Origin of the sequence: Sphingomonas japonica (genome assembly GCF_006346325.1) — a bacterium.
GTDB lineage: Bacteria > Pseudomonadota > Alphaproteobacteria > Sphingomonadales > Sphingomonadaceae > Sphingomonas > Sphingomonas japonica.
This window is the reverse complement of the sequence record NZ_VDYR01000003.1, coordinates 66,564-85,010: the sequence shown is the minus strand read 5'-3', so window position 1 is coordinate 85,010 and position 18,447 is coordinate 66,564. Positions and strand designations below refer to the sequence as shown.

At 64.2% G+C, this 18,447-nt stretch carries 21 protein-coding genes and 2 tRNA genes; 11 read left to right on the top strand and 12 right to left on the bottom strand.

Annotated features, from left to right (window positions below; translation table 11 throughout):
* Positions 1–24 precede the first annotated feature (24 nt).
* The 4 genes from FHY50_RS13945 to FHY50_RS13930 form a co-directional block, all read right to left on the bottom strand.
* A complete protein-coding gene (locus tag FHY50_RS13945; RefSeq protein WP_140231540.1) occupies positions 25–591 on the bottom strand; it encodes a DUF2059 domain-containing protein in 567 nt (188 codons plus the stop codon).
* The gene (locus tag FHY50_RS13940; RefSeq protein ID WP_140231539.1) at positions 588–2,033 is read right to left on the bottom strand and encodes an NAD(P)-dependent oxidoreductase; all 1,446 of its coding nucleotides are present in this window, start codon (positions 2,031–2,033) and stop codon (positions 588–590) included. The genes FHY50_RS13945 and FHY50_RS13940 overlap by 4 nt, the downstream gene beginning before the upstream one ends.
* A 162-nt stretch (positions 2,034–2,195) precedes the next feature.
* Positions 2,196–2,996, bottom strand: coding sequence for an undecaprenyl-diphosphate phosphatase (locus FHY50_RS13935; protein ID WP_140231538.1), 801 nt, complete (start codon positions 2,994–2,996; stop codon positions 2,196–2,198).
* Positions 2,996–3,931, bottom strand: a complete 936-nt coding sequence (locus FHY50_RS13930; RefSeq protein WP_140231537.1) for a complex I NDUFA9 subunit family protein — start codon at positions 3,929–3,931, stop codon at positions 2,996–2,998. Before FHY50_RS13930 ends, FHY50_RS13935 begins: the two co-directional genes overlap by 1 nt.
* A 149-nt stretch (positions 3,932–4,080) precedes the next feature.
* Between FHY50_RS13930 and FHY50_RS13925 the strand changes: the two genes are divergently transcribed.
* A tRNA-Leu gene (locus FHY50_RS13925) sits at positions 4,081–4,167 on the top strand.
* A gap of 412 nt (positions 4,168–4,579) precedes the next feature.
* Here FHY50_RS13925 and FHY50_RS13920 read toward each other — a convergent pair.
* Positions 4,580–5,647, bottom strand: a complete 1,068-nt coding sequence (locus FHY50_RS13920) for a bestrophin family protein (protein WP_140231536.1) — start codon at positions 5,645–5,647, stop codon at positions 4,580–4,582.
* Positions 5,648–5,742: 95 nt separating this feature from the next.
* Between FHY50_RS13920 and FHY50_RS13915 the strand changes: the two genes are divergently transcribed.
* Positions 5,743–6,474: a class I SAM-dependent methyltransferase gene (locus FHY50_RS13915; RefSeq protein ID WP_140231535.1), complete on the top strand. Its 732-nt coding sequence runs from the start codon at positions 5,743–5,745 to the stop codon at positions 6,472–6,474.
* Positions 6,475–6,691: 217 nt separating this feature from the next.
* Here FHY50_RS13915 and FHY50_RS13910 read toward each other — a convergent pair whose 3' ends face one another.
* Together FHY50_RS13910 and FHY50_RS14270 are read right to left on the bottom strand one after the other, a co-directional pair.
* On the bottom strand, positions 6,692–6,916 hold the full coding sequence (locus tag FHY50_RS13910) for a hypothetical protein (protein ID WP_140231534.1): 225 nt from the start codon (positions 6,914–6,916) through the stop codon (positions 6,692–6,694).
* Positions 6,917–7,214: 298 nt separating this feature from the next.
* A complete protein-coding gene (locus FHY50_RS14270) occupies positions 7,215–8,036 on the bottom strand; it encodes a hypothetical protein (protein ID WP_166745457.1) in 822 nt (273 codons plus the stop codon).
* Positions 8,037–8,741: 705 nt separating this feature from the next.
* On the opposite strand from FHY50_RS14270, the gene FHY50_RS13900 reads away from it, so the two are divergent.
* On the top strand, positions 8,742–9,662 hold the full coding sequence (locus FHY50_RS13900; RefSeq protein WP_243846653.1) for a tyrosine-type recombinase/integrase: 921 nt from the start codon (positions 8,742–8,744) through the stop codon (positions 9,660–9,662).
* A 55-nt stretch (positions 9,663–9,717) separates the two neighbouring features.
* On the opposite strand, the gene FHY50_RS13895 is transcribed toward FHY50_RS13900, so the two are convergent.
* A tRNA-Tyr gene (locus FHY50_RS13895) sits at positions 9,718–9,804 on the bottom strand.
* Positions 9,805–9,926: 122 nt separating this feature from the next.
* On the opposite strand from FHY50_RS13895, the gene FHY50_RS13890 reads away from it, so the two are divergent.
* Complete coding sequence (locus FHY50_RS13890) at positions 9,927–11,537, top strand: M20/M25/M40 family metallo-hydrolase (RefSeq protein WP_140231532.1); 1,611 nt, start codon at positions 9,927–9,929, stop codon at positions 11,535–11,537.
* 10 nt (positions 11,538–11,547) lie between these two features.
* Positions 11,548–12,291, top strand: a complete 744-nt coding sequence (locus FHY50_RS13885) for a TrmH family RNA methyltransferase (RefSeq protein WP_140231531.1) — start codon at positions 11,548–11,550, stop codon at positions 12,289–12,291.
* A gap of 151 nt (positions 12,292–12,442) precedes the next feature.
* Here FHY50_RS13885 and FHY50_RS13880 read toward each other — a convergent pair whose 3' ends face one another.
* Entirely contained in the window at positions 12,443–12,760 is a 318-nt protein-coding gene (locus FHY50_RS13880; RefSeq protein ID WP_140231530.1) for a 2Fe-2S iron-sulfur cluster-binding protein, read from the bottom strand.
* A 93-nt stretch (positions 12,761–12,853) separates the two neighbouring features.
* Here FHY50_RS13880 and FHY50_RS13875 point away from each other — a divergent pair, with 93 nt between their 5' ends.
* Both FHY50_RS13875 and FHY50_RS13870 read left to right on the top strand, forming a co-directional pair.
* Entirely contained in the window at positions 12,854–13,480 is a 627-nt protein-coding gene (locus FHY50_RS13875; protein WP_140231529.1) for a DNA-3-methyladenine glycosylase family protein, read from the top strand.
* Positions 13,481–13,675: 195 nt separating this feature from the next.
* Positions 13,676–13,906, top strand: a complete 231-nt coding sequence (locus tag FHY50_RS13870) for a hypothetical protein (protein ID WP_140231528.1) — start codon at positions 13,676–13,678, stop codon at positions 13,904–13,906.
* A 347-nt stretch (positions 13,907–14,253) separates the two neighbouring features.
* On the opposite strand, the gene FHY50_RS13865 is transcribed toward FHY50_RS13870, so the two are convergent.
* Positions 14,254–14,868, bottom strand: coding sequence for an HAD-IA family hydrolase (locus FHY50_RS13865; protein WP_140231527.1), 615 nt, complete (start codon positions 14,866–14,868; stop codon positions 14,254–14,256).
* A gap of 5 nt (positions 14,869–14,873) precedes the next feature.
* Positions 14,874–14,999: a type B 50S ribosomal protein L36 gene (gene ykgO, locus FHY50_RS13860; protein ID WP_055755695.1), complete on the bottom strand. Its 126-nt coding sequence runs from the start codon at positions 14,997–14,999 to the stop codon at positions 14,874–14,876.
* A 157-nt stretch (positions 15,000–15,156) separates the two neighbouring features.
* Here ykgO and FHY50_RS13855 point away from each other — a divergent pair, with 157 nt between their 5' ends.
* The 4 genes from FHY50_RS13855 to FHY50_RS13840 are packed head-to-tail and all read left to right on the top strand — an operon-like array spanning position 15,157 to position 17,845.
* The gene (locus FHY50_RS13855) at positions 15,157–15,768 is read left to right on the top strand and encodes a DUF4136 domain-containing protein (RefSeq protein ID WP_140231526.1); all 612 of its coding nucleotides are present in this window, start codon (positions 15,157–15,159) and stop codon (positions 15,766–15,768) included.
* Complete coding sequence (locus tag FHY50_RS13850; protein ID WP_140231525.1) at positions 15,765–16,883, top strand: M14 family metallopeptidase; 1,119 nt, start codon at positions 15,765–15,767, stop codon at positions 16,881–16,883. The genes FHY50_RS13855 and FHY50_RS13850 overlap by 4 nt, the downstream gene beginning before the upstream one ends.
* Positions 16,880–17,338 (top strand): GNAT family N-acetyltransferase, encoded by a 459-nt coding sequence (locus FHY50_RS13845; protein ID WP_140231524.1) that lies wholly within the window; start codon positions 16,880–16,882, stop codon positions 17,336–17,338. The genes FHY50_RS13850 and FHY50_RS13845 overlap by 4 nt, the downstream gene beginning before the upstream one ends.
* Before the next feature lie 15 nt (positions 17,339–17,353).
* Entirely contained in the window at positions 17,354–17,845 is a 492-nt protein-coding gene (locus FHY50_RS13840) for a VOC family protein (RefSeq protein WP_140231523.1), read from the top strand.
* Positions 17,846–17,907: 62 nt separating this feature from the next.
* On the opposite strand, the gene FHY50_RS13835 is transcribed toward FHY50_RS13840, so the two are convergent.
* Entirely contained in the window at positions 17,908–18,381 is a 474-nt protein-coding gene (locus FHY50_RS13835; RefSeq protein WP_140231522.1) for a nuclear transport factor 2 family protein, read from the bottom strand.
* Between the last annotated feature and the right edge of the window lie 66 nt (positions 18,382–18,447).

The window sequence follows — 18,447 nt, the reverse complement described above, 5'->3', positions numbered from 1 at the left end:
CGAGCGAGGCGGGCGCGTTCGAGCTCAAGAGTCACTGTCGGTATCCTTGTGCCTCTCAAAGATCGGAGCGAGCTCTTTCATCAGCTGCCCAACCTCTTCGGCTTGGCGGCGCTGCCCCATTTCCGTCACTTGACGCTGCCAAGCACCCACATCGGGGTCAGCGAGCAGACCGGCAGATGCGACGGCGAACCGAGCACCGCTGGGGGTGCGCAGGAACGCGGCGATGTCGGTTAGTTCCTTCAGCGAAAAGGCGCGGGCATATGCGCTAGAGAAAGCCTGAATATATTCGGGCGTCGTCGCACGGATATCGTCCAGCGCCAGATCGCGCTGCCGCTCTAGAAAAGCGTTGAACGCCTCGCGCACCTCGGGTTCGGTGTCCAGAACCTCCCGAAACTCGGGTTCCGCATCGGCGATACCGGCCACCATGTTCCCGATAAATGCCGTTACGACGCTGGAAAACAGCGCTTCTCGCTGATCGACGGGCAGCGACAATTCTACCACCTCGCGCGCTTTCTCAAGCCGTTGCGGATCGGACACCGACTGCTGCACCGGCGATGCGCCGAACAATAGCGCGAAGACGATAGCGATCATGCTGCCTTCCTCTCGCTCACTGCCTTCGCCTTCAACCATGCATGCATGCGCTCGCTGACGTCGCGGCCGTCGCGGATCGCCCATACCACCAGGCTGGCCCCGCGCACGATGTCGCCGGCCGCGAACACGCCGTCGAGGCTGGTCATCATCGACTTGTTGTCGACGCGCACCGTGCCCCAGCGTGTCACGCCCAGTTCGGGGGCGCCGAACAGCGCCGGCAGATCCTCGGCGTCGAAGCCCAATGCCTTGATCACCATGTCGGCACGGACGGTGAAATCGCTGTCGGGATCGGGTTCGGGTGCCCGCCTGCCGCTGGCGTCGGGAGCGCCGAGCCGCATCCGCGTGCCTTTGACCGACGACACCCGCCCTTCGCTCGCCGCGTCGAACCCGGCCGGAGCGGACAGCCAGACAAATTCGACGCCCTCCTCCTCGGCATTGGCGACTTCGCGCTGCGATCCCGGCATGTTGGCACGGTCACGGCGATACAGGCACTTCACCGACGCGGCATCCTGGCGGATCGCGGTACGTACGCAGTCCATCGCGGTGTCGCCGCCGCCGATCACGACGACATGCTTGCCGGTCGCGTTCAGGCTGCCGTCGTCGAATTCTGGTACGGCATCACCGAACCCCTTGCGGTTCGATGCGGTGAGATAGTCAAGCGCCTCGACCACGCCGACGCTGCCGATACCCGGCGCCTTGATGGCGCGTGCCTTGTAGACTCCCGTCGCGATCAGCAGCGCGTCGTGGCGCTGGCGCAGGTCGTCCATGCTCGCGTCGCGGCCGACCTCGTACCCCTGGTGAAAGGCGATGCCGCCTGCCCGCAACCGTTCGATACGACGCATCACCACCGGCTTTTCGAGCTTGAAGCCGGGAATGCCATAGGTCAGCAGCCCGCCCGCACGGTCGTGGCGATCGTAGACATGGACGTCGTAGCCCATCCCGCGCAGATATTCCGCCGCGCTCAATCCTGCCGGCCCCGCGCCGATCACTCCGACCGACTGGCCACGCGGCGCGCCCGGAACGAGCGGCTCGACCCAGCCTTCCTCCCATGCAGTGTCGGTGATGAACTTCTCGACCGCGCCGATCGTGACGGCACCATGGCCGGAGAATTCGATCACGCAATTGCCTTCGCACAGCCGGTCCTGCGGACAGATGCGCCCGCAGATCTCGGGCATGGTCGAGGTCGCGTTGGACAGTTCGTACGCCTCGCGCAGCCTTCCCTCGGCGGTCAGGCGCAGCCAATCGGGGATATGATTGTGGAGCGGGCAATGCACCGAGCAATAGGGCACGCCACATTGCGAACAGCGCGCCGACTGATCCTCGGCTTGGTCGGCGGCATAGCGATCCGCGATTTCGCGAAAGTCGTCGGCGCGCGCGTCGGCGGCCCGCTTGGACGGGTATGACTGGCCCAGCCCGACGAATTTCAACATTGGCGCGGACATCGCTTCACCCCTCAGCCAGATTGCTGGCCGAATAGATCAAATCAGGGGACGAGTCACGCACGAAAACGCGTTAAAGTAAGTCGTACTGACCTATCCGCGACGGCGAAGGCTGATTGTGCCGATCTCCCACCGGAGAACTGATATGATGGTCTCGCTTCGGACCTATCCGGCAAGTAGCCAGATGATTGCAGCACTGCCCACGACGATGCGATACCAGGCGAACGGCGCGAACCCGAAGCGTCCGACGATCGCGACGAACGCCTTGACCACGATCAGCGCCACCAGAAACGCGGCGGTGAAGCCGATCGCGATCGCCATCAGGTCGTCGAGGCTGAGCAGGGCGCGATCACTCCACAGCGCATAGACCGTTGCCGCGGTCATCGTCGGCACCGCCAGAAAGAAGCTGAACTCCGCCGCCGTCCGCCGTTCGACGCCCATCAGCAGCGCGCCCATGATCGTCGCTCCCGAACGGCTTACTCCCGGAAGCATTGCGAGACACTGGACCAGTCCGATCGCGCCTGCGGTTCGCGGCGGCATCGCCTCGACGCTCTCGATCCGCACCCGCCGTACCATGCGCTCGATCGCGAGGATCGCAATTCCCCCCAAGACCAGGGCGACCGCAACGATCATCGGGGTCTGCATCGCCGCGCGCACCGCGTCATAGACGAGCACGCCGATCACCATCGCCGGAAGGAATGCGATCAGGATGTTGCGCGCGAAGGCCCATGCTCCGGCGTCCCGCGCGACCAATCCGGTCGCGACCCGCCAGAATCGCCCCCAATAGGCGACGATGACCGCCAGGATCGCGCCGAGCTGGATCGCGATCTTGAAAGTGACCGAGCTCTGGTCGGTAAAGCCGAGCAACTCCCCGGCAAGGATCAGGTGGCCGGTCGACGACACCGGCAGGAACTCGGTCAGCCCTTCGAGGATGCCGAGCAGCAGGACCGTGATCAGTTCGCCCATCAGGTGGCGTCGCGCCTGCCGAACCGGCCGTTCTTGCGATACTGCACCAGCCATCCCGGTGCGACGCTGCCGATCGGCGTCGGATCGATGCCGAACGCGGCGATGGTGCGGGCGTCGTCCGCCACGACATTGTCGCTCTGCAGCATCGCCCACTGGTCGGCGGTGATCGGCGCCCCGGGGAGAAAGCCCAGCGACGCGATCAGCTTGCCGGCCGTATCGGGCAGGTCGACGATCGCCGGGGACCGGTCGATCGTCTTCGCGATCCAGCGCACGAGGGCGCCCATCGACATGACATCGGGACCGCCCAGTTCATAGACATGGCCGCCGAAGCTGCCCGGGTCGGCAAGCGCGGCGACCACCGCCCTGGCGACATCGACGACATAGACTGGCTGGAATCGCGCCGGCGCGCGCAGCACCGGGACCACCGGCGCCGACGCGATCATCGCCGCGAAGCGATTGACGAACTGATCCTCGCGGCCGAACACGATCGACGGGCGCAGGATCGTCGCGCGCGGAAACGCCGCGAGCACTGCAGCCTCGCCCCCCGCCTTGGATCGTGCATAGCCCGACCGCGACGCCGCATCGGCGCCGATCGCCGACATCTGCACCAGCGCGCCGACGCCCTCGGCTGCGGCGGCCGCCGCGACATTGCCGGCCCCGACCCGCTGCACCTTGTCGAAATCGCCAGCCAGGATGCCGACCAGGTTGACCACGGCATCGGCGCCCGCGACGGCGCGTGCCAGCGTTTCCGGCTTGCCCAGGTCGGCGGCAATGAATTGAGTCTGGCCAAGCCCACCGAGCGGCTTGAGGAAGAACGCCCGGCGCGGATCGCGCTGCGCGATGCGCACGCGCGCGCCCGCCGCCAGCAGTTCCTGCGTGATATAGCGACCCAGAAAGCCGCCCCCGCCGACCAGCGTTACCAATTTGTCCTTCATCTGCGGCCTTCAGTTACTGCGGAGCATCGCTGCGGCAATTGCCCGCTTGGGCAGCAAACGGCAAGCGCCAAGCCACCACCGTCGATCGCGCCCGCAAACCATGTTGACACCCCCCCGCCCCGCCGCCTAGAGCCCGCCCCCTACCCCGTGCCCAGATGGCGGAATTGGTAGACGCACCAGCTTCAGGTGCTGGCGGTCGCAAGGCCGTGGAGGTTCGAGTCCTCTTCTGGGCACCAATACTGGCTCTGGATACGTCCAGCAGCGTCCAGTAAGCGGCTGGTCACATTGCATTTACAGACTGAGGATCGCCCGACACCGTCCGGCGAGATTCGGCTAGGGGCATATCCAGCGACCCCAAATGCTAATTTTTTTGTTGCCCTCGGATCGACTCGGCCGTGCTGGGGACACAACTATGTTGAGACTAAACAGGTAAAAGCGCGCGCCGGATGCGCGGCGTGCTTTGCTGCTGGCGTGGCGACCGTTAGGTGTTAGGTGCGACAAACCCTCGTTCGTCACTGGCCGGAAGTCACTGTGCCTTGAGCCGATGCGCCGAACGAACTTCGTAAATAAGCTGAAAGCGGGCTTCGGAGCGACGACACGCTTCGTCCGAACCCCGTTTTCCGCTTTATCCTCCCTCGCGCCGACAGGTCAGTTCAGGATATGGTCTCTCGCGGCGGTCGCTGGCGGCAGGTTGGCCTCGTCGAGCATGTCGCGCAGGTCGATCTCGATCGTCCGGCACAGCGCGGTCATCGACACGTCGAACGGGCGCGCCTCGAACGGCTCTTCGGAGTTGTCGCCGATCTGTTCCCAGGTCAGGAACACCGACGAGATCAGTACCGATAGCGGCACGATAAAAATGAGCAAATAGGACGATGGCGGCTTGTACATCGTGCCGAACAGGTTCGCATATTCCGCGCCGCGCATGAACTCTTCCTCGAACATGTCGATCAGGCCGAGCGGGATGAGCAGGCAGAACAGGATCGTGAAGACCTTGGAGAAATACGCGAATTGCCGCGGCAGCGGCGTGTTCTTGATCCGCTCGCACATGCCCTGCAGGTCATAGGCGTCGTTGACCGTCTTCATCAGCAGCAGCATGTCGAACCCGTCGATCAGCTTGTGTTCGTGGCGCAGCGCTTCCAGCTGGCGCGCCTGGTTCTTGACCAGATGCGTGGCGACATTCTGGCGGCGGCTCAGGTCGTCGAGTTCGGCGGCGCTCACGAACGGCGCGATCGTCTCGGCGACGCTGGTGCGGTCGCGGTGGCGATCGATGAACCGCTCGACCAGGAAATTCTCCTTCACCGCCCATTGCTTCTGCGTGCGCAGCTGGACGCGCAGCGCGTTGATCCAGGCGATCTGGCGATAGATCAGCTCGCGGTGCATCGCCTCGACCGCCGCCGTATCGACGCCCGCGCTCGCTTCGCGGACGCGTACCAGCGAGATCACCTGCGCCGCCCACATTCGCGACGAATTGACGATCGCGCCCCAGATCTTGCGGCCTTCCCAGAACCGGTCATAGGCCTGATTGTTCTTGAACCCGATCAGAAATGCGACGGCGATGCCGACGGTGCTGACCAGTTCGAACGGCATGTCGAACCATTTGATCTGCACGATGAAGAACAGCGCGAAGATGCACAGATTGTAGAGGCTGGTCCAAAGCAGGTCCGGCCAGACGTAGCGTGCGACGAACCGGGGCGACAGGTTGCGTTTGACGTACATGCGGCAGCCTCGCAGCGATGAGATTTTCGGCCCTTAGCGGCCCGTAGCGAGCAGTCAATCGCAACGTCAGTCTGCATCTGATAGGGGTTCGCGCCATGCTTCGTCTGCTGCTCACCGCCCTCATTCTCGCCGTGCCTGCCCATGCGCAGGACGATCGCGACGCGCCCTATGTCCCGACCCCGCCGTCGACAGTGGAAGCGATGCTCGACATCGCTGGCGTCCAGCCAGGCGAGCGGTGGCTCGACCTGGGCTCGGGCGACGGGCGCATCGCCATCGCTGCCGCCCGGCGCGGTGCGCGCGCGACCGGCATCGAGCGCAATCCCGCGCTGGTGACGCGCGCCCGCTACAAGGCGCGCGAGGCGGGGGTGGAGGCGCGCACGAGATTTCGCGGCGAAGACTTGTTCACCGCCAATGTCCGCGATGCCGACATCGTCTCGCTCTATCTGCTGCCCGAGATGAACCTGAAACTGCGCCCTCGCCTGCTCGCCGAGATGCAGCCCGGCGCGCGCATCGTCAGCCACGCCTTCGACATGGGCGACTGGCGCCCCGACCGGTTCGAGCGCGACGACGAGCGCCGTATCTATCTGTGGATCGTGCCCGCGGTGGTCGGCGGTGAGTGGCGAGCGACGCTGCCCGGTGGCGAGGAGCGTCCGCTGGTCCTGACCCAGCGGTATCAGCAGGTGTCGGGCACGCTCGGCGGTGCGGCGCTTTCCGATGTCACGCTGCGCGGCGCGAAGCTGACCTTCGTCGCGAACGGAACGCGCTATGTCGGCACCGTCGACTATGGAGCAATCGAAGGCGAAACTGGCTGGCGCGCGATCCGCTGAGCGAGGCCTATGCCAGTGTTGGTGGACAGGGCTGGATTCGAACCAGCGTACGGGAAACCCGGGCAGATTTACAGTCAATGCGCCTGCAATTCCGGACAATTCCGGTGCGTTCCCGACTCGCTGCAATCGCGGGCCTGTTCGCGCCGCGTTCGCGTTTGGAACATTCCCGAAACTGCCGTGCAATACCCTGCGCCATTACACACGAATTACACCATGCTCAGATACCGGATGCGTCCGCCGCTTTCAGATCGCCAAGGAAGCGAGAGACAATGCGCCCGATGAAATACGGAACAGCAGCGACCATCCCCGCTATGGAAAGCGTGTCCAGCGCCGCCCCGAACTGCCCGAAGCCCATTGCCTCCAAGAGCAGCCCGAGCAGCAGGAAGGGCAAGCCAACAGCTATTATCCCGGCTAGGACCGCCAGCATGATCGCGAGCGCCAAGCCAGCGCCAAGTTTCCACGTTTCAAACTTAGCGCTCATTGCTTCGGCTCCTCAGGTTTCCGCTCGCGCCGAGGGGGAAGCGCTCCCTCTGCGTTGCGGTCAGCATATAAGAGGCTCTTTGTACGCCAGTCCGGCTTTGCGTCACCGCCCATTCGCTGAATCGCATCGTCAATCGCGGCTTTGAACCACATAGCCCGCTTCTCAAAAATCACGGGCGCGGCATCGTGCCGCAAAAGGCTGCGCGTTCAAGCACTGCTTCGCTGCGGCCGATGTAAGCCGGGCGCCGCAGAGCGGGACGTTAAGACATGCCGGCTTTCATTAAAACTATCCCGTAAGCAATTGCGTCGTTACCACCGCTCAAATCATCACGTACCGCATAAGTTAAGACTGCTTCATTTGCATCAGGGCCATTGATACAAAACTTCAGCGATATGAACAATCCGTTTTGCTCGATAGTGGCAGCGTATGTCGCACCGAAGCCCGGCTCTCGACGAAGAGTGGTGTCGTCAATTTCAACTGACAAGGGCAACCTAAAGGTTTCACCATTCTGAATGTTCAGCGCCAAATGCACAACTTTCTCGGTGAAGTCCACAGATGCCGCGGCACTAGCCTTTACTTCAAAACTTTGCATCCCTGCAAGGTCGTAAGTTGACACATTCCCTGGCCTAAAGTATCCACTACTGCGTTGAAATAATTGAGAGAATTGAACTGATCCTGCTGTCGGCAAATCTGGTTCTTTAGTTCTTGACCCTATCCCAAACCAATAGCGACGATCTTGTGAAAATGGCCTGTTAGTAGTTGCGGCAAGGACAATCCCGTGCCCTCGACCAAGAAAACCTGCGGTCGTATATCGAAATTGCGGAAGATTACTTCCAGGCCCATTCTTTAAGATTTGCAAAGCATCTTCGATGACAAAGTTATCGATATTTGCATATCGCGCGAACAAAATCTCTGTTGGGGTGTTTCGGACGAGATCGCCCGAGGGGAAAGCCAATCGATCACTATTCCCAAATTCTTCAATAACCGCACTGGGACGCGATGGATCAAACCACAATGCTAGCCCATGAGTGGCGCTGCCGCCAGGCGCACTCCAATAACCATCGAATTCAAGGGTAACCAATCCGCTGAGGCCGTTGATATAATAGGGCGACGTCGCTGTGGCCAAATCGATGTACGGATAATCGAACTCGGGTTCGATAATATCATCAACAGTCTCCCCCGAAGCTGTCTGGTACGGTCTAGCAAGGTCGATCGGAAAGGGAAGAAGCGTAGTGGTCGCTAGCTGTGTCGGATCCAGGACTGGTTCCGGCGTCGGGGTCGGGGTTGGGGTCGGGGTCGGGGTCGGGGTCGGAACGGGTATAGGCGGCCGAGGCTCGGATCCGGTGCTGCTTGGCTGCCCTCCGCTACATGCCGCACAACCGAGCAGCACACCGATAGCCAGTGTTCTACGCAAGTTCACCAAACTGTCCATAAAAAGCACCCTGCCTTATCAGTACGTTCCTTCGAATGCATGCCTGAGCCCTATCAGCTAAGCCAGTGCTATGTTTGTTTTCAACGTGGGTTGACGCCCGGCTTCATACGCCACCATCGACTGACGCGCCTTTGGTCTAACGAACCTCCTGGAACTCAGACCACGGATCACGGCTAGGCTGTTGCCGCTTGCGACCCCGAACCGGTCGAAACTCGCCGAAGGGATCGGGGCCGTTCGACCTTCCCAATGCCTGCCCAAACAACCCGCGCCGCACCTCTGCCCGCGCTTCCCGCATCACGTCGGATACGAGCTTATGCCCGCGAGAAGCGCCTTAACCTGCCCAGCGGACGCAAGTTGCACCGCAGTTTCGCCGAGGCGGCAGAGAGCTACATCGAGCGCATGGAGGAAACGGATGGCAAGGACATGGCAAACAAGCGCCGTCACCTGCGCACCTACCTTGTCCCGTTCCTTGGCGACGAGCGCCTGGACAACATCACCGATTTTCGGCTGCGTCAGTACCGCATGCGCCGCGGCGATCAAGGCGCTAAGCCTGCCACCATCAACCGCGAGTTGGCGACGTTCTCGCACCTAATGCGCCGGGCTTCATCGAAGGGATGGGCGTGGATCAAGCCCGACGCGGTGCCGGACATTCCGAAGGAGAAGGAAGCGCGCAAACAAATCCGCGTGCTGACCGCCCAGCAGTGCAACCGGCTGATCGAGGCAGCGAAGGCCGACCAAGACCCGCACGCATGGCTATTTGTCATGTTCGGGCTGAATGCGGCGATGCGACACAGCGAGATCATGTGCCGCAGCTTCGACGAGATCGACTTTGCCAGTAGCCGCATTTGGATCGACAGCGCGAAGGCTGGCGAGCGCGACCAGCCCATGACCGCCTCGTTACGTGACGCGATCAAGGCCGAACGGGAAATGCGAACCGACAAAGCCGGGTGGATTTTCCCGGCCCTGCGATCGGACAGCGCCAGCGAACATCGGCGCGATATGCGGGACACCTTCGCCCGATGCGTGAAAGCTGCCGGAATGGACCCGAAGCATTGCACGCCGCACGTCATGCGGCACACCGCCATCAAGCGACTGGTAAAGGCTGGCGTCGATCTGCTGACCATCAAGAAGATTAGCGGTCACAAGACAACGGCGACGGTCGAACATTATTCGCACATCCACGGCGTCCACATCGACGACGCCGTTGCCGCCCTCGACACCGCAATTTCTGACACAGTTACACCAGAATTACACCAAGTCGCGAACGACGGCTAATTGCCCCGCGCCGGGTGCAAGGCCATTTATCCAGTGTCCGAGCGGGTTTAGGTGTTGGTGGACAGGGCTGGATTCGAACCAGCGTACGGGAAACCCGGGCAGATTTACAGTCTGCTGCCTTTAACCACTCGGCCACCTGTCCATCAGGGCCGCTTCGAAAAAGCGAGGCGGTCCCTTGCCGCCTCGCCTTTGCGCTGTCAACGGCTTGCGCGTGCTTTGCGCGCGGCATAGCGTCTCGCGCGACATATCATAAAGGGGGATCTCATGCGCCGTCTGCTGCTCACTATCGCGCCGGTGGCGCTGTGTTTCGCCGTGCCCGCGCCTGCGCAGCAGGTCGATCGCGCGATGGTCGCGCGGATCATCGATGAAGGCACTACCCAGTCGCAGGTGATGCCGCTGGTCCAGCACATGACAGACGTGATCGGCCCGCGCCTGACCAATTCGCCGCAGATGCGCGTCGCCGAACAATGGGCGCAGGACAAATTCGCCGAAATGGGTCTGTCGAACGTCCACAAGGAAGGCTTCGATTTCGGCCGGGGCTGGTCGATCGAACGATCGAGCGTGCGGATGGTCGGCCCCCGCCCGTTGCAGCTGACCGCGATCCCGATCGCCTGGACACCCGCCACCCAGGGCGCGCTGACCGCGCCGATCGTCGTCGCGCCGATGGAAAAGGCCGAGCATTTCGCCAAGTGGCGCGGGAAGCTGCGCGGGAAGATCGTGCTCGTCTCCGAACCCGGCACTACGCGCGAGTTGACCGATCCGACCTTCAAGCGGCTGACCGGCGAGGATATCGCCAAGCTCGAAGCCTATCGCGAACCGACCTACGACCCGCAGCGGCTTGCCCGAAGCGCCGATTCGCTGGTGTTCGACGAAGCGCTGGCCGCGTTTCTCGCGGACGAAGGCGCGCTTGCCTATGTCACCAAATCCTATCGCGACGGCAAGCTGCTCCACGGTGAAGGCTATATGCACCAGGTCGGCAAGACGTCGCCGCTGCCGGGTGTGGAGATCGCGGCGGAGGATTATCGCCGCCTGACCCGGCTGGTCGCGGCCGGACAGACGCCGACGCTGGAAATCCTGAGCGACGTGCGCTTCGACGACAGCGACGCACAGGCGTACAACATCCTCGCCGACATCCCCGGATCGGGCGGCAACGGCGAATATGTCATGGCGGGCGCGCATTACGACAGCTGGGTCGCGGGCGACGGCGCCACCGACAATGCCGCCGGCTCGGCGATGGTGATGGAAGCGGCGCGGATCCTCAAATCGCTGGGTGTCCGACCCAAGCGCACGATCCGCTTCGCGCTGTGGAACGGTGAGGAACAGGCGCTGTATGGCAGCACGGCCTATATCGAGCGGCATCTCGCCACGCGGCCCGCGCCCAACGGGCCGGAGAACAGCAATCAGCATTACTACAACCAGGCGACGCGCTTTCCGATCACGCGCAAGCCGGGCTATGACGACCTCGCTGCCTACTTCAACATCGACAATGGCGGCGGCAAGCTACGCGGCATCTATGCCGAACAGAATGTCGCGGCGATGCCGATCCTGCAGCAATGGCTGAGCCCGTTTGCGGCGATGGGCGCGACCGATGTCGTCATCTCCAAGACCGGCGGCACCGATCACCAGTTCATGTCGGCGATCGGCCTGCCCGCCTTTCAGTTCATCCAGGATCCGCTCGAATACAGCACGCTCACGCATCACTCGAGCGCCGATACCTTCGATCATCTGCGCGGCGCCGACATGCGCCAGGGCGCGATCATCCTGGCCGGGATGCTGTGGCAGGCGGCGAATGCCGACGACAAGCTGCCGCGCACGCCGCTGCCGCGCCAGCCGGTCGCTACCGATCCCTTCGCCACGCCGCCCGCCGAGGATTGAGCGCGGCAGCATGGCACGCAAGGGACATCATCCGACCAAGAACAACGCGCAGCGGCCGCGCTTCTGGGGACGGCATGCCGTGCTCGCCGCGCTCGCCAATCCCGATCGGGTGGTGCGCAAGCTGTGGGGCACGCGCGAGGCGGTCGGTGCGCTCGACCTGCCGCCGGTGATCCCGATCACCTATGCCGATGTCGCCGATCTCGGGAAAATGGTGCCGCGCGACGCGCCGCATCAGGGCTTGGTGATCGAGGTCGAGCCGCTTGACGACGTGTTCCTGGGCGACGTGCTCGATGCCGCCCGCGATAGCGCGCGGCCTATCCTGGTGCTCGATCAGGTCACCGATCCGCACAATGTCGGCGCGGTGCTGCGCTCTGCTGCCGCCTTCGACGCGCTGTGCATCGTCACGCAGGATCGGCACGCCCCGCCCGAAAGCGGTGCGCTGGCGCGCTCGGCATCGGGCGCGCTCGAACTGGTGCCGTGGGTGCGCGTGGTCAACCTGTCGCGCGCGCTGGGCGAGATCGGCGATGCCGATTACTGGCGCATCGGCTTGACCGGCGCGACCGAGACGACGCTGCAATCGGCGCTGGGCGCGAACAAGGTGGCGCTGGTGCTCGGTGCCGAAGGCGAAGGCATGCGCCACAACACGCAACAACATTGCGACGTGCTGGCGAGGCTTCCGATCAGTCCGAAGGTCGAGAGCCTCAACGTATCGAACGCCGCGGCGATCGCGCTGTACGCGGTGGCGGTGGGGTAGGATTGGACGGAATAGCGGCGGTGCTACGCTCCTTCCCCCTTAGCCGTGCTCCGGCGAAGGCCGGAGCTTTGGCGAGCATAGGACTTCGATGGCCACAGCTCCGGCCTTCGCCGGAGCACGATCAGCGCAGACCGGTCCGCCTTACCCCCCTTTAATCCTCCGCCGCGATCGTCACCCGCATTCCGTCGAGCGCATCGGTGAATTGCAGCTGGCACGCCAGCCGCGAGCGCGCGTCGCGATCGGACGAGCTGTCGAGCAGATCGTCCTCATCCTCGCTCATCGCCGGCAGTTTGGCCGCAAATTCCGGATCGACATGGACGTGGCAAGTCGCGCACGAACAGCAGCCGCCGCACAGCGCGAGCAATTCGTCGAAGCCGTTGTCGCGGATCACTTCCATCACCGACAGCCCGGTTTCGCCTTCGACCTCGCGCTCTTCCCCGCTGCGGGTAACGACGATAAGTTTGGGCATTGCATTCTCCTGACGGCGGGTTCGCACCGCCAATGCCGCCCGCAGCGGATCATATCAAGCGCCGACGGCACCGCCGCATATCAAGGATTCCCGATGGGCCTGACCGCCGACCAGCTCAAGACCGCGCTCGATACGCTCGCCGCGCGCGAACCCGCCTTTGCCGCGGCGCTCGCCCGCGTCGGCTATCCCCCCGAGCGTATCCGCGAGCGCGGCTATGCCACGCTGCTGCGCACGATCATCGGGCAGCAGGTCAGCGTAAAGGCGGCGGCGTCGATCTGGAACAAGTTCGAAGCGGTGCTCGGCGGCGACACGCTTGATCCCTCCACCTTGCTGGCGAAGTCCGACGAGGAACTGCGCTCGGCCGGGCTTTCGCGGCAAAAGGTCGCCTATGTCCGCAGCCTTGCCGAGGAAGTCGCCAGCGGTCGTCTCGATTTCGAGAGGCTGCCGGTCGATGACGAGGAAGCGATCAAGGCGCTGACCGGCATCAAGGGCATCGGCCGCTGGTCGGCGGAAATCTATCTGCTGTTCGCCGAAGGCCGCACTGACATCTGGCCGGCCGGCGACCTTGCGGTGCAGATCGAGATCCACCGCATCCTTGGCCGCGAGGGCCGCCCCAGCGAACGCGAAACCCGCGCGCTCGCCGAGGACTGGCGCCCCCACCGCGGCGCGGTCGCGGTGTTCGCGTGGCACCATTACATGGCGGAGATGGAGGTGATCTGAGACCCTTGCTCGCCTCACCCCCCCCCGGCTGCGAGTTGCGCGCGGTTGCTACGTCGTGAGGTTGTCTGTGGTGAGGTCGGCTTCCGCCCCACTTTTTGCCGTTCGGTCCGCGAATCGGCGTTCCCGAAGTTGGACATTGCCGGCCACGCAGTGTTGAGCCAGTCTGCCGACATGACAGACGCTAGGGCCTTTCTGATGACCCGCCTTCAACACGTCATAAGTGGCGGCGACGTGACGAACGATGAGCTAGACGCCGCTATCGCCGATCCGGCGGTGCTGCGAGGTGCTGAGCGTAAAGCGTGGCATGGCCTAAGTTATTGGGCAGACGATGACGACATTCGCGCTAAGGACCCAGCCTACGCGCCATTCCGCAGGCGGCAGCTCGCCGAACTGCTAGCTGCCTTGGAACGTGAAAAGAACGGCTAACGCTTTACTTGCGGACGCTAGGATCGCGGAGCACGATCGCTGGATAAGCTATCAAAAGCGTCCGACCAACTGGGGGTGTCTGGCTGCCGTTGTGCTGATGACGCCGGTGATGCTGATCGTGCTTGGCGCTGGCATGATGGGGCGGAGGCGGGTGCGATGGACGGGAGCCGCCCTGCGTCGGCGACTATACCCCGCTTTGGATCATGATCGGCATTGTCGTAATGGTCGCTATCGGACTAGCCTTTATAATCAATTTGCTGATCGCCAAGGTCCGCTCTTGGCGCAGCAAGCGGAACGGCAGCTAACCACCCAGTTCCGGCCCTGCACGCTTAGCGAAGTTCCGCCTCTTACTGGAGCAACCCTGCCCCCACCAGATGCGCCCTGAACTCTGCCGCATCGCTGAACAGCACCGCATCGATCCCCAGTGCCGCCGCCGCAGCGACGTTCGCCGCATTATCATCGACGAACACCGCCTCGCCCGGCTCCAGCCCGAAGCGGGCGAGCGCGAGGCGGTAGATAGCGGGGTCCGGCTTCACCAAGCGCTCGTCGCCCGACACCACGATGTCGCGGAACCGTTCGAACAACCCAGCATGTTCCGCGCGGAACGGCGGAAAGAACTCGCCGGAAAAATTGGTGATCGCGAACAGCGGCACGCCCGCCGCACCGAGCTCATCGACGATCTCGTGCATGCCCACGACCGCGCCGCCATTGCTTTCGTTGAAGCGCGGCCCCCATGCGGCGATCAGCTCGGCATGCTCGGGGAACCGCGACGTCAGTTCGGCCGAGGTCTCGGCGAACGCGCGCCCCGCGTCATGCTGGAAATGCCACTGGGTCGTAACCACGTCGCGCAGGAATGCAGCAAGCGCCCGATCGTCCCCGATCAGGCGCTCGTACAAGAACCGCGGATGCCAGTGGAACAGGACATTGCCGATGTCGAAGACGACAGCGGTCGGCCCTGCCACTTCCTTCAGCCCTGGCGTGCCTTGAACCGGCGGTTGGTCTTGTTGATGACGTAGATGCGCCCACGGCGGCGGATCACGCGATTGTCGCGATGCCGGTCCTTGAGCGACTTGAGGCTGTTGACGATCTTCATGACCGATTCGCTTCTCGTATCAAATGCTGCGGAAAAAGAGGCGCTCGCCTATCGTCGCGCGACGCCCAAGTCAACCGCGCGCTGGCCTTTGCGGTCGAATGGCCCTAGCAACTTCCCGAGCGATGAAGCGTTTTTCATCCGCGACGGGAGTAGGCTTATGAAGCGGTTGACGGCGTTCGGCATCCTCATCTGCGCGGGCCTGACCGGCGCGTGCACCACCGGCGCGCGGCAGGGGCCGGTCGACGTCACCCGCTATCACCTCGGCACGCCGCTATCGCGCGGCAGCTTCGTGGTCGAGGCGTCTTCGGGGGCGATGACGGTCAGCCCCGAATATCAAAGCTATGCCGATGCGGTCGGCCGCGCGATGCTGCCATTGGGCTTCACCCCTGCCGCGCCGAACACCACCTCGGACTATATCGCCGCGGTGTCGTTCACCCGCGCCGGCGTTGGCGAGGTGCAGCGCCGCTCGCCCGTGTCGATCGGCATCGGCGGCGGTACCGGCGGCGGGCGCTTCGGCGGCGGCGGGCTGGGGGTCGGCGGCGGCGTCGGCTTCGGGCTGGGCGGCGGCGGGCGCCAGGAAGTCATCGTCTCTGAACTCGCCGTGCAGATCCGCCGCCGCAGCGATGCCACCACTGTGTGGGAAGGGCGCGCGCAGACGCAGGGCGTCGGTATCGATGCCAATCAGCCCGGCCCCACCGCCGATCGCCTCGCAAACGCGCTGTTCCAGGGGTTTCCCGGAGAGTCGGGGATCACTACAACGGTCAAATGACCCCCAGCATCTCGTGCGCCTTCGATGGCGGCAATATCGACCTTGTCCGCATCGACGGCGACCGCATCGACCTCAACATCCGCAAGGATGGCGGCTCCGACTTCTACCAATGGTTCTATTTCCGCGTCGCGGGAGCCAGGGGCCGCACGCTCGTCTTTCGCATCCTCAACGCCGGCGGCGCGGCCTATGCGTTCGGCTGGCCGGGCTATCGCACCCGCGTCAGCCGCGACCGCGAGACCTGGGCGATGGCCGACACCGACTATGCCGACGGCGTGCTGAGCTTCAGCCACAGCTTCGACAGCGACCTTGCCTGGTTCGCCTATTTCGCGCCCTATACGACCGAGCGCCACAATGGCCTGATCGCGCGCATGGCGCTGGCACCGGGGGTCGCGCATCGCGAGCTCGGCCGCTCCCTGGATGGCCAGCCGATCGACTGCCTGACGCTCGGCACCGGCCCGAAGCAGGTGTGGATCTATGCGCGCCAGCATCCCGGCGAAGCGATGACCGAATGGTATATGGAAGGTGCGCTCGAAAAGCTCACCGACACGTCCGATCCTGCTGCGCGCACCCTGCGCGAGGCGGCGACGCTGCACCTGGTGCCCAACATGAACCCCGACGGATCGGCGCGCGGCCACCTGCGCACCAACGCCGCCGGCGTGAACCTCAATCGCGAATGGCACGCACCGACGCGAGAGCGCAGCCCCGAGGTGCTGGCGGTACTGAGCGCGATGGACGAGACCGGCGTCGCCTTTGCGATCGACGTCCATGGCGACGAGGCGATTCCCGCCAATTTCGTTGCGGGGTTCGAAGGCATCCCGTCCTGGACCGACGCGCTTGGCGCGCAGTTCTACGGCTATGCCGACGCGCTCGCCGCGCGCACGCCGTTGTTCCAGACCGACAAGGGCTATCCCAAGGCCGGACCCGGCCGCGCCAATCTGTCGATGTCGACCAATCAGCTCGCCGAGCGCTTCGGCGCGGTGGCGATGACACTGGAGATGCCGTTCAAGGACCACGACCCCTCGCCCGATCCGGTACATGGCTGGTCGCCCGACCGCTCGAAGCAGCTCGCGCACGCGATGCTCGACACGCTCGCCGACCGGATCGGCGGCATATGACGGAGGTGCGCGAGGGCGGTCTCGACCACCCCGCCACCACCGCGCTGCTGCTGCAGCATTTCGATCGGATGCTGCAGCACTCGCCGTGCGGCAGCTGCCACTTCCTCGACCTGACCGCGCTCGCCGCGCCGGGCGTCACCTTCTGGACGGCGTGGGACGGCGACGCGCTGCTTGGCTGCGGCGCGATGAAGCTGATCGCCCCCGGGCACGGCGAGATCAAGTCGATGCGCACCGCCGACACCGCCCTGCGCCGCGGCGTCGCCAGCGCGCTCCTCGAGGCGATCGTCGCACGCGCCAAGGCCCTCGGCCTCGAGCGCCTCAGCCTCGAGACCGGCTCGGGCGAGCCCTTCGCGGCGGCGCAGGCGCTTTATGCGCGGCACGGGTTCGAAGCGTGCGGACCGTTCGGGACATACGAAGTAACCGAATTCAACCGGTACATGACGCGAGCGGTCTGAGGAGGAATATCTGCCATGGCTCCCTACCCTTTCCTCCTGCCGATCGCGCTCGCATTGCAGGCTGCGACCGGGCAGAATAGCGAGGACCCGAGCGCGGCCGGGCAGGCCGCGGCCGCAACGGCGGTGCGGATCGAGCATGTCGCCATCCAGGCCGCCGACATCGATCGCAGCGCGGCCTTTTACCAGGCAGCCTTCGGACTGCGCCTCATTCCTACCCCGCTCGCGAACCGTCGCTGGCTCGATCTCGGCAACGGCGTGGCGCTTCACATCCTCGACGGGCGGGCCGCGCCGAAGCCGTCGAACCGCAATGAGCATCTGGCGATGCACGTCGACGATCTCGGGACGGTCACGGCGTGGCTCGACAGTCAGGGATTGCCCTGGACCAACCTGGCGGGGGAGCAGCGCACGATGCAGACGCGCTTCGACGGCGTCCGGCAGATCTACGTCCAGGATCCCGATGGCTATTGGCTGGAGGTGAGCGACACGCGCGGAACGGCCGCACCGTAACTGCCCTGAGGCATGACAGATCGGGTTCAGACCCCCGTTGCGCAGATGAGCGGGGTCGCAGCTCAATGTCCCGTCGGTACCCCCGCCATATCGTGTGCCGCCACTACTCGCCATTCGCCGTCTCGGTGAATCCAGATGTCGGTCCAGACAGTCTTGATCGGTTTCAACGCCGGCGGCGGACCGACCATCTCATCGGTTCCGGTGGCAATGGCGATATCGCCATAAAAGCGGAGGCGATTGACGTGTGTCGTGCTGGACGTGAGATTTGGGCCAGCCCGGACCCAGCCGAGCATGGCTTGCTTGTCGTAAAGCGTCCCGTCCTTGGCCGTTCCCACGAAATCGTCGGCCAACAGGCTTTCGACGGCGCTGACATCCCCCCGCGTGAAGGCAGCGCCCCACGCCGCTGCGCGCTGTCGAATGATCGCTTCGTCGGCGGCCCTGTCCTGGGCTCCATCAGGCACGACCTGCCCGACAATGGGCACGCTCGGGAACCATCCGATGGCGCCGGGTAGGACAAGCGTCAGTGCTGTCAGCATTCTGGTTCCTCAAGCGCAGCCACTCTACATCCATGGAGCCGATCGCGTTCGGCCAGGGCTGGCCGG